14 protein-coding genes are annotated in these 17,312 nt (G+C 58.4%); 4 read left to right on the top strand and 10 right to left on the bottom strand.

All coding sequences use genetic code 11. The annotated features are described in order from the left end of the window. Positions 1-19: 19 nt before the first annotated feature. From CA51_RS18810 to dxr, 5 genes are all read right to left on the bottom strand, one after another. Positions 20-1,543: a DnaA/Hda family protein gene (locus CA51_RS18810; RefSeq protein WP_145122744.1), complete on the bottom strand. Its 1,524-nt coding sequence runs from the start codon at positions 1,541-1,543 to the stop codon at positions 20-22. A 576-nt stretch (positions 1,544-2,119) separates the two neighbouring features. After that, complete coding sequence (locus tag CA51_RS26410) at positions 2,120-2,248, bottom strand: hypothetical protein (RefSeq protein WP_261342999.1); 129 nt, start codon at positions 2,246-2,248, stop codon at positions 2,120-2,122. A 27-nt stretch (positions 2,249-2,275) separates the two neighbouring features. Further along, a complete protein-coding gene (locus tag CA51_RS18805; protein ID WP_145103140.1) occupies positions 2,276-2,473 on the bottom strand; it encodes a cold-shock protein in 198 nt (65 codons plus the stop codon). 640 nt (positions 2,474-3,113) lie between these two features. Beyond that, entirely contained in the window at positions 3,114-5,201 is a 2,088-nt protein-coding gene (locus CA51_RS18800) for a site-2 protease family protein (RefSeq protein WP_197451309.1), read from the bottom strand. 35 nt (positions 5,202-5,236) lie between these two features. Next, complete coding sequence (dxr, locus tag CA51_RS18795) at positions 5,237-6,415, bottom strand: 1-deoxy-D-xylulose-5-phosphate reductoisomerase (protein ID WP_145122742.1); 1,179 nt, start codon at positions 6,413-6,415, stop codon at positions 5,237-5,239. A 228-nt stretch (positions 6,416-6,643) separates the two neighbouring features. On the opposite strand from dxr, the gene ftsH reads away from it, so the two are divergent. Continuing rightward, entirely contained in the window at positions 6,644-8,722 is a 2,079-nt protein-coding gene (ftsH, locus tag CA51_RS18790) for an ATP-dependent zinc metalloprotease FtsH (RefSeq protein WP_145122741.1), read from the top strand. Between the two features lie 90 nt (positions 8,723-8,812). Next, entirely contained in the window at positions 8,813-10,039 is a 1,227-nt protein-coding gene (locus CA51_RS18785; protein ID WP_197451308.1) for a hydrolase, read from the top strand. Positions 10,040-10,054: 15 nt separating this feature from the next. Here CA51_RS18785 and CA51_RS18780 read toward each other — a convergent pair whose 3' ends face one another. Together CA51_RS18780 and CA51_RS18775 are read right to left on the bottom strand one after the other, a co-directional pair. Next, positions 10,055-10,495, bottom strand: coding sequence for a carboxypeptidase-like regulatory domain-containing protein (locus tag CA51_RS18780; RefSeq protein WP_145122739.1), 441 nt, complete (start codon positions 10,493-10,495; stop codon positions 10,055-10,057). A gap of 252 nt (positions 10,496-10,747) precedes the next feature. Further along, positions 10,748-11,800 carry a DUF1559 domain-containing protein gene (locus CA51_RS18775; protein ID WP_145122738.1) on the bottom strand — a complete coding sequence of 351 codons (1,053 nt, stop codon included), beginning with the start codon at positions 11,798-11,800 and terminating at the stop codon, positions 10,748-10,750. A gap of 497 nt (positions 11,801-12,297) precedes the next feature. On the opposite strand from CA51_RS18775, the gene CA51_RS18770 reads away from it, so the two are divergent. Next, positions 12,298-12,819: a DUF309 domain-containing protein gene (locus tag CA51_RS18770; RefSeq protein ID WP_145122737.1), complete on the top strand. Its 522-nt coding sequence runs from the start codon at positions 12,298-12,300 to the stop codon at positions 12,817-12,819. 22 nt (positions 12,820-12,841) lie between these two features. On the opposite strand, the gene CA51_RS18765 is transcribed toward CA51_RS18770, so the two are convergent. The 3 genes from CA51_RS18765 to CA51_RS18755 all read right to left on the bottom strand — a co-directional run bounded on the left by CA51_RS18765 (position 12,842) and on the right by CA51_RS18755 (position 15,711). Next, the gene (locus CA51_RS18765; RefSeq protein ID WP_145122736.1) at positions 12,842-13,228 is read right to left on the bottom strand and encodes a PAS domain-containing protein; all 387 of its coding nucleotides are present in this window, start codon (positions 13,226-13,228) and stop codon (positions 12,842-12,844) included. Between the two features lie 19 nt (positions 13,229-13,247). Further along, entirely contained in the window at positions 13,248-15,026 is a 1,779-nt protein-coding gene (locus CA51_RS18760; protein ID WP_145122735.1) for an NADPH-dependent assimilatory sulfite reductase hemoprotein subunit, read from the bottom strand. A gap of 142 nt (positions 15,027-15,168) precedes the next feature. Further along, complete coding sequence (locus tag CA51_RS18755) at positions 15,169-15,711, bottom strand: c-type heme family protein (RefSeq protein ID WP_197451307.1); 543 nt, start codon at positions 15,709-15,711, stop codon at positions 15,169-15,171. A 326-nt stretch (positions 15,712-16,037) separates the two neighbouring features. Between CA51_RS18755 and hisH the strand changes: the two genes are divergently transcribed. Continuing rightward, entirely contained in the window at positions 16,038-16,658 is a 621-nt protein-coding gene (hisH, locus tag CA51_RS18750) for an imidazole glycerol phosphate synthase subunit HisH (RefSeq protein ID WP_145122733.1), read from the top strand. The last annotated feature ends 654 nt before the right edge of the window (positions 16,659-17,312 follow it).

The following is a 17,312-nucleotide window of genomic DNA, read 5'->3' as shown; positions in this document are numbered from 1 at the left end:
AGGGGTTCGATCTTCAAACTCAACCCGAGCGTAACATATTTTGCACCGACTCTAGTACCTGCTTCGCTGGAATGCTGCGATTACCGATCGCAAAGGTCTTCCCATCCTGTACGTCGCCAGCGATCCGACGGGTCGCCGCAATCACCGCGCTGTGGCTGCGTTGGCCAAAATATTTGCCGATGTCGCCGTAAGTCGCTCCGGTGTGTTCGCGAGCCAAATACATCGCCAACATCCTCGCCTGGCTGACATTGCGGCTTTGCCCCTTCGACTGCAACGCGTCTTTGGGCAACCCCATCGTGTTGCAGACCGCGGTTTGGATATCGGCAAATCCGTACGACGAACTGCCGATCGAGATCAGATCGCTCAGGATCTCCGTGATCTGGTCGTAGGTGACAGGTTCGTCGTGCATGCTCACCAACGCTTTTAAGCGACAGGCGATTCCCGATACGACGCGGCCATCGCCACAGACGTTGCCAGCGATATCCGCGAGCATTTGGTGATCGATTCCCAGGTCTTCGGCGTCGCACAACTGCTGCAGCATCTGCGTTCGCATCTCGTGATCCAGCGGGCTCAGCGAACAGACCATTCCGCCAGCCATCCGGCCAGCGAGATCTTGCCCCAAACCGGGGATCTCCATCGGCGGACGGTCGGCTGCGAAGACCAACTGCTTGCCAGCTCGCACGATCGAATCGATCGTGTACAACATTTCACGCGACGTCGCCCGCTTGCCCGGCAGGAATTGAACCTCATCGATCAGCAACGCATCGACGTCGCGATAACGTCGCCGGAAGCCGGGCAGGCCGCTGCCGGTGACCGATCCGATAAAGTCGTTGGTGAATTCTTCGGCGGTCATCGAGATCACGCGTCGCAAGCGATGGCGGCGGCGCAGTTCGGTCGCAACGACATCCATCAGTTGCGTCTTGCCGGTTCCGTGAGTGCCCCACAGGAACAGTGGCGAGGCGGATCCGGGTGTATCGCAGATCATTCGCGCCGCGGTGGCAGCGAGTTTGTTCGATTTGCCGACGACAATCTGATCCCAAGAAGCGACGCGCCGCCGCCGTGGCGGTACCGGATCGTCGCTGCTGGCGGATTGAAACGACGAGACCTGCAGCAACGGTTGTACGTTGTCGCGAGGTGCTTCGCCGCGAGATCGACGTCGCGAAGGAGCGGCCGCCGCGGGCGTCGCTGTTTCGCTTGGTTTATCGCTGCGAAGCGTCGCCGCCGATTCGGTTTGCGAATCTGCTTGCGCATCGTCTGCTTCGACCGGCTGGGCAGGCTTGTCGGGTGCCAATTGCAGCGAGACGCTTACGCCTTCACCACAGACATCCACAACCGCTTGCCGCAGATCGATCATGTATCGCGAGCCGATCCGATCCAACGCAAATTGCGCTGCGACATCGACCACGACGTCACGACCGACGCGGTGGCATTGGGTGATCTGGCCGAACCACATTCGGAAACGATCTCGTCCCACACGATTTATCAGTGCATCCTGTAATTCACCGGTGAGATCCTTCGCACCTGCCGTTTCCGTTACCGACATTCCGAGGACTTACTCTCCATCATGGATAGCCAAATAAACAACCCTGTCCGATGCTTCACCTTGCGTAAGCCTAACAGGTCGAACAACCTGGGCAGATCGCCATCCTTGATGGCATCCGTCCGCTGGATGCGAGCCTACGCGATTTCCATCGGTTTCGCTTTGATGGGCCGATTGTAGGATAGCTAGCATTCTCTTCAAGTCTTACGCACTGCTTTTCCGAACGTTCCGCGATCCTCCGCCAAAACCCAGTCAGAAACGGACTTTTCCCCGTTTGCAAAACTCATTTCGGCGGCTGAACCACTATCATCGCGATGTGGATAACTTGTCAACAACGATTCTGTCATCGCCGCGAGATAAAGCTGCCGAAAGATAGCCCGACAGCGCCGCATGAGCGGCCTTTCTAACCTGGGTAAGATGCACCCGATGCTGCGGTGGGCGAGCCGGAAGATGTGCCGTCGCGGAGGGATCTGCGGGGCAAGCAGTCTGTGTCGCCGAGCAGGGTTTGACGGCGGTGCGAAGCGCCGCCGCCGAACCGTTTTGCAACATCGCTTGGCGCGGCCAGGCGAGAAGAGGCGTTCATCGATCGTTCGTCATGATCGATCCTGAACGCGGGTTGTCCGGTTTCTCGGTGAACCGGTTTCCGCTGGCGAGTCCTCCTTGCAGATCTCGTGGCACGAGATCGATCCAGCCAGCGGTGTCATTCACCGTGAGACCTCAAATCGGATATCCGATTTAGAGAACCTTTACGTTCTCGGCGCAAGGACCCTTAGGGCCGCGGCCTTCTTCAAACGAAACGCGTTGGCCTTCGCGTAGGTCGTCGAATCTTACACCTTCCAATGCGGAGGAATGGAAAAACAAATCCTTTGCACCTCCAGTGTCGATAAATCCGAACCCTTTGTCGGTTACGCGTTTGATTGTGCCTTCAGCCATCAGTCGATTCCTGTACCAAGTATTTAAGTCTGCAGCACATCCCGAAACAAAAGCGTCCCGGTGAATTGCCGCCAACCGGCCATCATATCGGACTAAGATGCGTGATGCGACGGTATGTCGGCCGGAATTCAGTGGATCGAGCCAGCAAATTTATTCGCGTCCAAGGCTCTGACCACCGCCAGCGGCCCCGTCGAGGAAGCTGATTCCTCGCCATCTGATCTCCCGCAACGGTCGCCGCGACAATCCGCAAATCCTGAACTCCTAGGAGCTTGTGACGGCGAAGACGTCCCCCGAAGCAGTGCTTCAAATGCCCGTTCGGTCGATCCGGCGCAAACGCTACCGCTAGCAAAGTTCAACGAGAATTAACGCTTCGAAAAAGTTGAGGACTGAAGAAAACCAGCCGATTTGAGCGAGCGGTTTCGCCCATAATGGTGTCGCCGCCGCGCGAAGTCGCATCGCCGAGCGCATTTGGCTGTTTCTAAGCGAGCCCTTCGACGCAGAAGATCGAAGCGGAAGAGAGGGCCGACGTCGCGTTGGACTCCGGCGGGATGGGGCTCCATTTCGTGGAGCCCTACGCCGTGGCAACAGCCGCTCTGTGGGGGCTGTTGCCGCGTGAACATCGATAGAAAAGCCTGAGGGATCAGCCGACCAGGCGGGCGATGTCGTTGTAGAACGCAAACGCCATCAGTCCCAGCAGCATCAGCACGCCAACCATTGTCAGGCGGGCTTGCCATTCCTCGTCGACCGGGCGGCCGAGGACAGCTTCAGCGATCAAAAAGACCATGTGTCCACCGTCCAAAGCTGGAATCGGCAGGAAGTTGAGGATCGCCAGGTTGATGCTCAAGAAGGTCAGGAACATCAGCAGGCGAGGAATTCCTTCGGCGGCGTGCGAGCCGGCGATGGTGAAGATCGCTACCGGGCCGCCCAGCAGATCGGCTTTCAGTCGTCCGGTGACTAACATCTTCAAGAACCGGAGCACGCCTTTGCCGCGATGGACCGCTTCGTTGTAGCCCAGGCTGAAGGCGGCGGCCAGCGATTCGGCGCGATGGATCCGCTTAACCGTTTCAAACCGCAGCCCTCGTTCGGGCCAGTACTGGTCCGATTCGGCCTTCAGTTTGACTACGGTGTCGATGACTTTGCCATCGGCGGCGGCTCCTTTAGCGCCCAGCACGCGGATCTCGGTTCCAGTCGGCAGCATCTGCAGGTTCGCGACCAACATTGGGACGGTGTAAAAGTCGTCGATGTCCCAGGAATCGTTCAGCATTTTGGGAGGAATGAACCCGCTGAGTTCCTTCTTTTGGGCGTCGTCGGCCCAGGAAACTGTCACGCGGGTGATCAGATCTCCCGGTTCAAACGCCGCGGCCAACTGGCCCCCTTCGTCAACGCTGGCTAAGCGATTCGAAGCGGTGTAGGCGATCCCGTAGCGATCAAGCGCTAGGTCGATGCCGCTGGCTTCGGGCGTCGAACTGACGGCGTCGGGAGCGACGGTAAAGGTGAGTTCTTCCGATTCGCCATCCTCTTTGGCTCGCTGGACGACGATCTTGACTTCGCTGTCGCGTTCATACGCGAGGTCGCGAAGCGCGAAGGCGGACAGTTGGTCCTGGCCGTCAAAGCGGATGATCTGGTCGCCCGGTTTCAGCCCCGCCTTTTCCGCGTTGCCACCCTGAACCAAGCCGGTGATCGGACCGACGGCAAAGGTGCCTCCGAGCGATTTCAGTTGCTGCGGCGGCAGGCTCACCGTCTTCTCCGACTTATCGGTCAGCAGAAACGTCAGCTCGATCGGCTCGGAAGCCTTCAGACGCATCTGTTGGGTGATCGGAGTCAGATAGATCTCGTCGCCGTTTTTGGGCAGCTCGGTTCCGTCCATCGCGATCGCTGTAGCACCGCGAAAGCTGCTGTCGACAACTTCGGCGGCGGCGCTGTTCGGATAAACCGCAATTTCGGAATCGAGCGTGGTCGAGAGCTGTGGAACGACGCCGATCGCAACGGCTACCTTTTTAGGGTCGTAACGGAGCGTGGGGATCAATTGGTATGCGGTGTCTTCGCCGTTCTTGCGGACTGTGAAGGAAACCGGTTTGGTCTTGTCGTCGAGCCCGTGTTCGAGGATCTCCGACCGCATGTCGCGGAACTGCAGTTGATCGTTATTTTCGATCGATCCTACCGAAACGACTTGCGAACCGGGCTGAATGCCAGCCAACCAAGCGGGATCGCCTGGCTGAGTCGATCCGACGATCGCGGGCGTATACGGCACGCCGTACCAGAATGCCGCCGCGGCGAACATCACTGCGGTGATCACGTTGACGATCACACCGGCGCTGATGATGAACATCCGCTGCAAAACGCTTTTGGCTTGGAAGCTGCGAGGATCCAACGTGTAGGTTGGGGCGGTCTCGTCGCCGGGAGTCGCATCTTTATTGGCGAGCTTGATCCGCTCGTTCTCCTCGGCCGCTTTGCGCGGATCGTCGTCCTGGCCGAGCATTTTGACGTAGCCCCCCAGCGGGATGATGCCGAGTCCGTATTCGGTCTCCCCCCAGGTGAACTTCCCCAGCGTCCGGGGCAGCTTGATCGGGCCAATGTTGATAGGCACGTCAAATCCGACGTAGAACTTCTCGCACTTCACGCCACAACTTTTGGCGGCAACGAAGTGCCCCAGTTCGTGGACGAAAATGACTAAGCCGATGCCGATGGCGACCTTTGCCCACAGACCAACCTTTGTCAGGATGGCCATAAGCAAAGACGGGTCGGTATCCGCCAGAAGTTCGATTATGCCTGCATTCCACAGCTCCACCGCTGCACCTCCGCGCGAGCCCATCGATCCAGCTGCAACAGCCGCTGTAGCGAAGGCTCACTTTCATGTTGATGATTTTCGAGTGCCATACGACATGCTGGCACAATATCAGTAAACCGGATCTGCCCGTCGAGAAACAGGGCAACGGCTTGTTCATTTGCTGCGTTAACGACCGCTCCGGCGGTTCCCCCGACGCGGGCGACCTCAAACGCAAGATTTAGTGCTGGGAAGCGGTCGTGATCGACAGGTTCCAGCGAGAGATCCCAAGCCCGCGACCGATCCAACGGCGGGGCGATGCAGGGCAAGCGTTCAGGATACGTCAACGCGTATTGGATTGGCAAACGCATATCGGGGGGACTCAATTGAGCCAGGATCGATCCGTCTTCGAATTCGACCATCGAGTGGATGATCGATTGCGGATGCACAACCACCTCGATCCGATCGGCTGGGATGTCGAAGAGCCAGCGGGCTTCGATGACTTCCAGCCCCTTATTCATCATCGTAGCCGAATCGATGGAGATTTTACGCCCCATGTTCCAAGTCGGGTGCTTCAGCGCATCCTCGATCGATGCGTCGCGCATCTGAGCGGTTGTCCAGGTTCGAAACGGCCCGCCACTGCTGGTCAGAATTAACTTGCGGACGCTCTTCTTCCCTTCGGCGAGTGAACCGCCACCGCTGGTCAAGCATTGGAAGATCGCGGAATGTTCGCTGTCGACAGGCAGCAGTTCGCCGCCGTTTTGCCGCATCGCGTGAACCAAAGGGCCGCCGACGACGAGAGCTTCTTTATTTGCTAGCGCCACGCGTTTGCCAGCTTGCAGCGCCGCCAGAGTGCTTTCCAACCCGGCGCGACCGACGATCGCCGCCATCACGACATCGACTTCGGGGGCTGTGGCCAGTTCGACCAAGGCATCGGCGCCGGTCAATAAACGAGTTTTGCCAGGCAGGTCGAGCGATTTGGGATCGGCATCGCCGGTGAGGACAGCCATCTCGGGAGTCGTCTGCCGCGCGATCTGGCTGAGCTCTTCGGAACGCGAATGTCCCGATACGCCCCAGACGTTCCAAGAGTCTCCAAGCGAAGCGACCACGTCGAGGGTCGCTCTCCCGATGCTGCCGGTTGCGCCAAGGATAGCGACATTCCGAGTTGATACGGCCATCAATGCGTTCAATAGGGAAAAGAAATGTCGCTGAGAGGTAGGAAACTTCCCTACCTATGTAGTATGAACGATACAGGGGTTGCCGATTGCCACTTGGGGCCAAACAATCAATCGTTGATTGAAGACACGCCCGCTTCGAAGGGATTCTAGGATTGCAGCGGTTCCGCCGCAACCCAAACCCTTGAAACGAGATACGTCCACCACACGCAAAGGTGCATCAGAAATTCGATGAGCGACAATCGTAAAGAGAACAAAGACGAAGAAAACCGCGGTGGCGGAGCGGTCCTGTGGTTGCTGCTTGCCGTGACGGCAACGGTCGTCGCGTGCGCCTATCTGGTCAACAGCACCCAATACGCGATCCGCTATTCCGACTTCGTCGAATTGGTTCAATCGACGCAATACGTCGAAAAGAACTCGTTGGCGCTCGTCGACGCCCCCGACAAACAGAGTCGGTTGGTCGTCGCGTTGGTCCGCGATCCGAAGGAGCGTGGCGAATACAGCAAACCGCACAATATCAGTCTCGCCCAAAACGTGATCACCGGCGAAGTCTTCTATCGCCCGATGAAAGATGGCAAACCGGTTGGCGAACCCAAAGAAGTCAGCTTCAAGACGATTCGATCGGCTCTGAATTCCGACGAAGAACAGCGGCTGACGGCGATGTTCAACGATGCCAACATCTCCTGGGGGCACAGCGAGCGGTCCGACTTGGTTTCCGATTGGGGCCCGCCGCTGTTGATGATCGCCGTGATCATCGCCTTGACTGTCTTTATGTTCCGCAAGATCGGCGGCGTCGGTTCGCCGATGTCGTTCGGCCGCAGCAAAGGCAAGTTGTACGCTCAAGAGGATCTCGCGATCACGTTTAAAGACGTCGCTGGGATCGAGGAAGCTGTCGAAGAGGTGAGCGAAGTTGTCGACTTCTTAAAGCACAGCGACAAGTATCAGAAATTGGGCGGCCGGATTCCCAAGGGAGTTTTGTTGGTCGGGCCTCCGGGTACCGGCAAGACGATGCTGGCCAAAGCGATCGCCGGCGAAGCGGGAGTCCCGTTTTTTGGGCTTTCGGGAAGCGATTTCGTCGAGATGTTTGTCGGTGTCGGAGCGGCTCGTGTTCGCGATATGTTCCAGCAAGCGGCCAGTCGCGCTCCATGCATCATCTTTATCGATGAGATGGATGCGTTAGGCAAAAGCCGCGGCAACAACATGATGGGTGGACACGATGAGCGTGAGCAAACGCTGAACGCTCTGCTGGTCGAGATGGATGGTTTCGACAGCAACACCAGCGTGATCGTGATCGCAGCGACCAACCGTCCCGAAACGCTCGACCCCGCGTTGTTGCGACCGGGCCGATTCGATCGCCACGTGCTGGTCGACCGTCCCGACATCGGTGGCCGCGAAGAGATCCTTAAGGTTCACGTCAAAAACGTCAAGCTGGACGAAGACGTCGACCTGAAGGGCGTCGCTTCGATCACCAGCGGTTTTGTTGGTGCGGACCTCGCCAACCTTGTGAATGAAGCCGCCTTGTTGGCCGCTCGAGCAGGGAAGAAATCGGTCGGGATGTTCGAATTCAACGAAGGGGTTGAACGAGTCACCGCCGGTTTGGAAAAGAAGAACCGCGTGATGGATCAGGACGAAAAGGTCCGCGTCGCCTATCACGAAGCCGGCCATGCGTTGGTCGCGTGCAGTCTGCCCAACACGCATCGCGTGCATAAGGTCTCGATCATCCCGCGCGGTCTGGCTGCGTTGGGCTACACGATGCAGCGGCCCGAAGGGGATCGCTATCTGATGACGCAGGGTGAACTGGAGAGTCAGATCAAGGTCTTGTTGGGAGGCACGCTGACCGAAGAGATGGTCTTCTCGGACATCAGTACCGGCGCTCAGAACGACCTCGAACGCGCCACCCAGACCGCCCGATCGATGGTCATGGATTATGGCATGAGTCGGTTGGGGCGGATCAATTTCCGGCAGAGCAATCAGTCGGCGTTTCTGGCGACTGGCGGCGAAGGCAGCTACGCCCGGATGCACAGCGAGCAGACGGCTCGGGAAATCGATGAAGAGGTGAAGCGGATCATCAACGAAGCGTTGCGAGCGACCAACGAGATCTTGGCGATTCGCCGCGACGCGCTCGAAGCGATCACCCAGCGTTTGCTGGAGATCGAGTCGATGGATGGAGACGAGTTGCTGAAGATCATCGAAACCCATTCGCCCGGTCCACGCGTCGTCCCCGGGACGGTCAGCAACCGTCGCGATCGGCCAGCCAACACTGGTTCCGGCGGTGAGAGCGGTACGCAAGGCGGATCCAACAGCGGTTGATCCCAGGCCGCGACTCGCGGATCCTCTTTTGATAATTGCAACCGGCGGAGTTTCTCGGCCGGATAAGGCAAGCGGTTCGGAGGCATGCCAGTGAACAGTTCTGCCGATCGATTGAACGACGCCTGTCGCTGGTTGGAATCTCAGAAGTCGGTGATAACGCAGCAATTGGTCGAGTGGGCCGAGATCGCTTCGGGGTCGCACGATACCGAGGGCTTGCAGCAGATGGCCGATCGGTTGCGATCCGATTGGCAACAGCATGGGCTGATCTTGCAGCCGACCTCGCTGCCGTCGATCGAAGAGATCGATTCCCATGGCGACATTCTCTGCTGGAAGACAGTCGACGCGCTGGTCGCTCGCCAGCGTCCCGAAGCCGCCCGTCGGGTGTTGTTGGCGATCCACTTCGACACCGTCTATGAACGGGAGAGCTCTTTCCGGAAGTGCCAGTGGCTCGATGCCGATCGCTTGCGCGGCCCGGGCGTCGTCGATGCCAAGGGAGGCCTGTTGGTGATGATGTGGGCCTTGGCTGCGATCGAGAAGTTTGATCTCGCGGCAGAGATCGGTTGGACTGCGATCCTGAATCCCGATGAAGAGATCGGTTCTCCGGCCAGCGCGGCGCTGTTCCAACAACAGGCGGGGCAGCACGATTTTGGCCTGCTGTTCGAACCCTGTCTGCCCGATGGCGCGATGGTCTCACAGCGAAAGGGCTCGGGCAACTTTACGATCGTCGTGCGCGGCCGCTCGGCACACTCCGGACGCGATCCTGAAAACGGTCGCAACGCGATCGTGTTGTTGTCGCAGGTGATCGGTGAGGTCGATCGGTTGAACGATCCCCAAGCTGGCACGACGGTCAACGTTGGCCGCATCGAAGGAGGTGGTCCGCTGAACCGTGTTCCCGACCTGGCGATCGGTCGCTTGAACGTCCGTGTTTCGGATGCGTCGGCCCTAGCGGACTTTGAGAATCGGCTGGGGCAGATCGTCGACCAAGCCAATGAGCGCGAAGGATTTGAGGTCCGCTTGCACGGCGGTTTTCACGCGCCGCCAAAGAGTGTCGACGATCGCACGCGGAAGATTCAACTCGCTGTCGAGGCTTCGTTGGACCCTGCCGCAGCGGCGATCCGTTGGCAGTCGACCGGCGGAGCTTGCGACGGCAGCAAGCTCGCTTTTTATGGGCTGCCCAACGTGGACACTTTGGGCCCTCGCGGCGGCAATTTGCACAACCCCGAAGAATGGGTCGACACCGCGTCGCTGGTCCCCAAAGCCACGTCGATAGTCCGGCTGATGACAGACTATTCGCGTGGCGTGGGACCGCTTGCTTAACGCTATCGCGTTGGCTTATCGCTTCCGTTTGGAATCGAGATCAAATTCCATTTCGGGATTGGTGCCGGCTTGGATGTCGGCAAACATCGTGCACATTTCCGGGCTGTTGTAAGCGGGGGGCAAGATGTTTTCGGCGCCTACATCGGCGGCGGTAGCTCCCGGAGGAATCGGCGATCCATCGGGTTGAGCCAGCTTTTGAAAGACGACTTTGTATTTGCCAGGCTGGACGCCGTCTTGGCCTTCGACCGACGTGATGCTGAACGCGCCATTTGCATCGGTAACGCCATAACCACCGCGTCCGGGGACGCCTGCCTGAGGCAACAGTGTGACCGAGACACCTTCGATCGGCTTGCCATCAAGCAAAACGCGGCCCGATGCGGGATAGGCGTCAGGCAACGGCGGTTCGCCGCCACATCCAACTGCTAGAGCAATAACAAACAAAGAAGCGACACGCATGAAGCGATTTTTACAACCAAGGCCCATCGAATAGGGACTCCTAAAGGCAAAGTTCAAAGAAGAAATGTAGTGGATTGGTTTGGCCGCTAGTTGCAGGTGTGTCTAGCGGTCCAAGTGCTGTGAGGATCGGCGCTCCCGCCGATCCTCAATGCCAGTGCATCACTGGGGGCGACGCACGTTAAAAATATGCTCATGACAATAGAAGCCGAGTCCGGTGCGGAATTCGACGAGGTCATTGGGCATCGCAAGCGATTAAAATTCGCCCACGACGTTTCCGTCGGAGATAGCGGCGATGTTGTTTAGGATCACTTGGTCGGTGGTTTCGGTCAAGAAATGGACCGATCCATCGGCGAATACCGCTTGGGCTCCACCGGGATGCGTGCTGCCAACGGTTCCCCATTCGCCCAATTGGCTAGAGCGAGGGGTTCGCGAATTGGGAGGCGAATCCCAGTTGCAGCACTCGTTGTCGTTGATACCGCGGGACCATCCCAGGTCAGCTCCCTGGCCGGCCCATTTGGCATAGCCCCAAGTTGGGACCGATCCATCGACGACCGCACGCAGCGTTTCGGCTACCGCAACGGTGTTGCTGGTTCCATCGGTGATATCGCGAAACCGCGACGATTCATCTTGTCCAAACAGACGTTTGCTGGTGAACCCGGTGTCACGGCTCCACTTCTCGGCGGTGCTGGACAACCGACGCATGCTGAAGTCGTAGTTCGTGTAGGCACCCAACAAGCTGGTCGTACCGGCCGAAATCGAATAGGCCGACGAGTCGGAGGGGTAGTGGGTTGGGTTGGGATCCGATGGGCACAAGAAGGCTTCGACCGATGTGCTGACGACGACATCGTTGGCGTTGCCCGCTTCACCTGGTTTAGGGCCGGCGAATCCAACGCCACCACGATCGTAGCCGCCGGTGGGGAGGTTCATGTCGATTTGATCCTGCAGGTTTTGCAGTTCGATAAAGGGTAGCAACAGCATCCAACCGCGATGGTTCAAAACGCCGTTTGCTGCGGGAGCGGCACTTTCGGCGGTGACCGAACCGTCACCCGAAGTGGAGTAGGGAAAGACTTGATGCGTGTCGTGATAGTTGTGCAGCGCCAGACCGATCTGCTTCATGTTATTGGAACATGACATCCGACGGGCGGCTTCGCGAGCGGCTTGAACGGCGGGCAGCAACAGTCCGACCAAGATGCCGATGATCGCGATCACGACCAAAAGTTCGACAAGCGTGAAACCCAAGGTGGGACGAGGGGCGTGGGGGGATTGCAGGCGTGGGGTGGTGGGGGAATGAGACAGTTTTCTCATGAAGGCAGCTCCTGATTAACGGATAGGGGGAAGTAAGCGTAGACTGGAACCAAAAGAAATAAGCACGTTGAATGCCAAAGAATCAGCGTTTGGTTCGTGTGGGGGAGGGGAGCACTGTAGCGTGCGGGAGGTGAGGGAGTGCTTGGCAATTGGCCGTTGGATCGATCGTTTACCGTGTGCCGGTTTAGGGTGGTTCGGTCAGCCGTTTGATCGTTTGCACTTCACTAATTAGTTATATTCGCAAAAGGTAAAAAAACAAGCTGTTGTCGCCCTCTGCCTTCTCCGTAAGCAGAGTATTGCTTAGAACTCAGGCATCCGAGTAACAACGAGTTTACGCTCTAGTGGCGGCCAGGTTGTTTCTGTTGTGGGGGTGTGTGGTCGGTGGGGCTTTTTGACCGCGAGAAAGCTACATGAACAAATCCGAACCGTCCGCGTTGCCGCCCTTGCCAGCGCGGTTAACGTCCCTGCCATTTCCTTGTTATGCGTTTGTGCCCGGCATGCATCCTCATCCGATTTCGGATCCACGTGGGCACAGTTGGGGATCGTCGGACGATTCGCTCGATCCAGCCGACGCGGCGGAATGTCACAACGTTTATTGTTGGGCGGTCGATCTGTTTAACCACGGCTACGTCTGGGAAGCGCATGAAGCGTGGGAGTCGCTGTGGATCGCTGCTGGCCGCGTCGGCCCTGCGGCGACGTTTCTGAAGGGGCTGATCAAACTCGCCGCGGCCGGTGTCAAAGCGCGGCAGGGGAAACTGGTTGGCGTGCGCCGGCACGCGCGGCGAGCGGCGGAGCTGTTTCAGCAAGCTGCCGACGATCGGAGCTTTTCCAGCGAGTGGCAGTTTGGGCTTTCGTGTCAGTTGATGCGCCAGAACAGCATGAATGTATTGGATGCCGCGGCAAGCACTATCGATCCCACGCCGCAACCTGTCCTGCGGGTGCTGCCGGTCGTGTTGCATCCGATCTTTCCCGGCGATGCTGCCGAATCCCCTCCGCCCACAGCGAATGATCAAGCGTAGCGAGGGACCAGAGCCGGCAGGACTAATCCGTTTGTTTCGGTGCTTGCAGGTCTTCGCGGATGATCGCACCGATCGCTTCGATTTGATCCTCCGCGTCGCGCAAGATCCCAACGGTCAGCGCGATCCGGATCGTCTGGCCGTTCTTGTGGAGTGCTGGAACGCGGATCAGGTTGGTCCCCAGATGCGTCTGCCCCGACGCGATCGCACTATGAAAACCGTCCCAGTGTGGTTTTCGCGAAGCGTGGGGAATAAAGAAGTCCATCGATTTGCCGAGGACTTCGTCGGCGCTGTGCCCCAACAAGCGAACGGCTCCGGGATTCCACAAGATGATCTCGCCGCGGCGATCGACGGCGATGATGGCATCGCCAACACATTGAACGAATTGGGCGAGGTCCAAATCGGTTTTCATTAACTCAGTTCTCGAGGGCTCACGTTTCTTGATCTAACTGCAACAACGCTTCGACGCCGACGCGATTGCAGAAATCGCCAAGACTCTCCCCCGCGGTTCGGTGCTGTTTGAAATGAACCAGCACGGGACGCAATTCGTCGACGATCCGGCTCATCGGAACCTGATCCTTGAAGACTTTGTTCATTCGCGTTCCCAGCAGGTTGCCACCGATGAACACCGTGTAGCGGCCTTCGCCCGTCTTGCCGTCGGCACTACGGCCAACCAGACCGATGTCGGCGTTATAAGGTCGGGCACAGCCGTTGGGACATCCGGTCATCCGGATCGTGAACTGTTCGTCCGCCAACCCAAGAGAGCTGAGTTCGGCTTCGACCGCGCCGATCACAGTCGGCAACACGCGTTCGCTTTCGGTAATCGCCAAGCCGCAGGTTGGCAGCGCGGGACAGGCGAAAGAAAACCGCCGGGCGTTGCTGATCTGATCGACGGTGACAACGCCGTGTTCGGCCAACAGTTGTTGGATCGTGTCGCGTTGATCTTCTTCGAGATCGCACAACAAGATGTTTTGCTGAGCGGTCAGTCGAGCGTTGCTGACATGGTCGGTGAACAGCTTGCGAAGAGCTGTCTTCAGTTGCAGCGGGCCATCGTCTTTGACTCGACCGTTTTCGATCGGCAGACCCAAGAAGAACTTACCGTCTCCTTGAGCGTGCCAGCCCATGTGATCATCGTGTCGTGTCACGTCGGCCGGATCGGGAGCGGGCAGCGGACGTGGCAAGCTGCCATCGGGGACGCCGCAGATCGATTCGGCTGTGGAAAGGTACGATTCGACTTTCGCCTTAAACGCCGCGAGACCCAGGTTGTGGATCAGATATTTCATCCGGGCTTGGCTGCGGTCGGCGCGGTTGCCGAAGTCGCGTTGCACCAGGATGATCGCGGTGATGATCGGAAGCAATTGGTCGGGCGTGACAAAAGTCAACCGATGCGCGAGCGCGGGGAAGCAGTTCTTCTTGCTGGGAGTCGTCCCCATGCCGCCGCCAACCAAAACGTTGAATCCCACCAGTTCGTCCCCGTTGGTAACGCCCAGTAGGCCGAGGTCGTTGTCGTAGACGTCGATGCAGTTGTCATCGCTGAGGGCGAGGCCGATCTTAAATTTCCGCGGCAGATAGGCTTTGCCATAGATCGGATCGGGTTCGGGTTCATCCGGCGGGCCGACGACCTGCTGGCGTTCACCCGACTGCGGATCCTTGATCCAGATTTCATGATAGGCTTGCGTCTTTGGCCGCACGTGGACAGCGATCTCGTCGGCGATTTCCTGCAAGCGATCGCGGAGCCCGTTGTGGCGCAGCGGTGCCGGGCAACAGCAGACGTTGCGCGTCACGTCGCCGCAAGCCGATTGCGTGGAGAGCTTGATCTCATTGATGCGATGAATCGTGCTCCAGAGATTGGCTTTCACCACCCCGTGCAACTGGATGCTCTGTCGCGTCGTGATCCGGATCGTTCCATTGCCCAGTTCATCGGCGATGTCCAGTTCCCCGAGAAACTGTGCGGCGGTGATCTTGCCGCCGGGGATGCGATTGCGAACCATGAAGGAATAGGCTTTGCCAAGCCCTTCTTTTCGGCGAGGCGTTCGCAGGTCGCGGTCGTCCTGTTGGTAGGTGCCGTGAAATTTCAGCAGCTTGGTTGTGGCATCGGCAACATGGTCGGTAGCGGCATCGGCCAATTCGTCGGCGATCGAACCACGCAACCCACAACTAGCCTCTTTGATCACTTCGACTTTTGATTTTTTTGGCTCCGGTTCCGACATGTGTCGTGTTCCTCGTTGTGGGTGTGGCGGTGGAATGTCTCGTTGTTGTCGAGTTGATGGAAAGACGCTCCGGGGAAAACGAAGCGTCTGGTTGTTGCCGCGTCGCGGTATCGCAAGCGGCATTGCCTGAGTGGTTGCCGAACTATTGGATCGGCACGGTGTAGCTGATCGCTCCGATCGGTTCGCCTGGTTTGGCGTCAGCGTAATGCGCGTGGCACATTACACATTTTTGCATCACCACGGGGACGGGAGTCAACGCGCGCAGATAATGTTTGCCGTCGCGGACGACCACTTGATCGACAGTCTTCGCACCCGCTTTCAATTTCTTGATACCCGATTTTTCAAAGTCGTCTTTGGCGACGTTGTCCGAATCGTAGGGATCGCCGGTGGCGTCGATCAAGCGGATCGTATTGTCGCTCCCCTCGGAGATGTTTTTGAACAGCAGGACTGCGGCGCTTCCGGCGGCAAAGTCGTCATCGTCGTTGACGTATTTGTCGGTCACCAAAACGATCGTTTGCTTGAAGATGTTGTCGAGCGTTTGCACGGTCTGCCGCGACCGCTGAACCGCTTTCGCGTTGGGTGCCGGGTCCTGAGCCGGTGCGGTGGGGGAGGTGATCACCTGAAAACTACCAATCGCAGCGACGGCCAGTGTCGCCAGACGGACTTTAAGTGAGATTCGTTTCATTCCAGAGTCTCCTGTTCGCAGAAAGGGGAGCAAGGTTCGCATCGATCGCTAAAGATGCATGTTTGGTGCAGCTTTTGTAGGTCTTCTGGGGAACGATGTCAACTGTGACAATTCGTCCGTTGTTGGACGCTGTCGGATGGGATACCCGCCACAGCGCAGCCGCCATCGCAAAGCGACCAGTGCCGTTGGTGAGAGAGCTTGCAGCGTTGGGCCACCGCGAACCAACCCTTCGCGAATGTCGTCTATCGGGTTAAAATCGCCGAGCAACGCGGCACAGGCCCGAAATCAACGCATCCGTCAAACGAAACTCCACCGGCCAAGTCATCATGATCACGATTGTCGATTACCAAATGGGCAACCTCCGCAGCGTCAGTAAGGCGATCCAACGCGTGGGGGAAGAGACGCTGATCACGTCGGACCCGGGCGAGATCGCGTCGGCGGAGAAGTTGATTCTGCCGGGCGTCGGCGGTTTTAAAGATGCGATCGCAGAACTGAATCGTCGCGACCTAGCCAATCCGATCCGCGATTTCATCGATTCGGGACGCCCCTTTCTCGGAATCTGTCTGGGGCTGCAGATGCTGTTCGACAGTAGCGAAGAAGGGGGACAGCACGAGGGGCTGGGAATCATTCCCGGAGAAGTCGTTCGCTTTCCCGCCGACCCCGCGTTGAAGGTGCCGCACATGGGCTGGAACCAGGTTCAGATCACGCAACCGACGCCGCTGATGCAGGGGATCGAGCCAGGGACGCACTTCTACTTCGTTCACTCCTATTACGTCAAACCAACCGATCGCAGCGTCGTTGCGATCGAAGCCGACTACGGGGCTCCCTTCTGTGCAGCGATCTGGCGTAACAATCTGCACGCGACTCAGTTCCACCCGGAAAAGAGCCAAGGCAACGGGATGAAGTTGCTGAAGAACTTCGTCTCGGTGGATGCGCCCGGCGAGTGAAGTTTGTCGTTCTTCACCCTCCGCCAGACGCAGTTTGAAGGAGAGAGTCGAACGAGCGCAGCGTTGTTCGGGGAGGCTTTGCGTGAGATCGACTTCTGCGTCTTTGACTCACGGACAGCCCTCCCCGAAAAACTTGCTCGGCGCTCGTTTTTCGACCCTCCCGGCGTTGCCGGGCGGGTGAAGTTGCGCGTTCTTCACCCTCCGCCAGACGCAGTTTGAAGGAGAGGGTCGAACGAGCGCAGCGTTGTTCGGGGAGGCTTTGCGTGGGATCGACTTCGGCGTCTTTGACTCACGGACAGCCCTCCCCGAAAAACTTGCTCGGCGCTCGTTTTTCGACCCTCCCGGCGTTGCCAGGCGGGTGAAGTTGCGCGTTCTTCACCCTCCGCCAGACGCAGTTTGAAGGAGAGGGTCGGACGAGCGCAGCGTTGATCGGGGAGGCTTTGCGTGAGATCGACTTCGGCGACTTTGACTCACGGACAGCCCTCCCCGAAAAACTTGCTCGGCGCTCGTTTTTCGACCCTCCCGGCGTTGCCGGACGGGTGAAGTTGCGCGTTCTTCACCCTCCCCAAACGCAGTTTGAAGGAGAGGGTCGGACGAGCGCAGCGTTGTTCGGGGAGGCTTTGCGTGAGATCGACTTCTGCGTCTTTGACTCAC

It is taken from the genome of Rosistilla oblonga, assembly GCF_007751715.1.
In the GTDB taxonomy this organism is placed as follows: Bacteria; Planctomycetota; Planctomycetia; order Pirellulales; family Pirellulaceae; genus Rosistilla; species Rosistilla oblonga.
The sequence above is the reverse complement of the archived record's forward strand: the minus strand, read 5'-3'. Positions and strand labels throughout refer to the sequence as shown.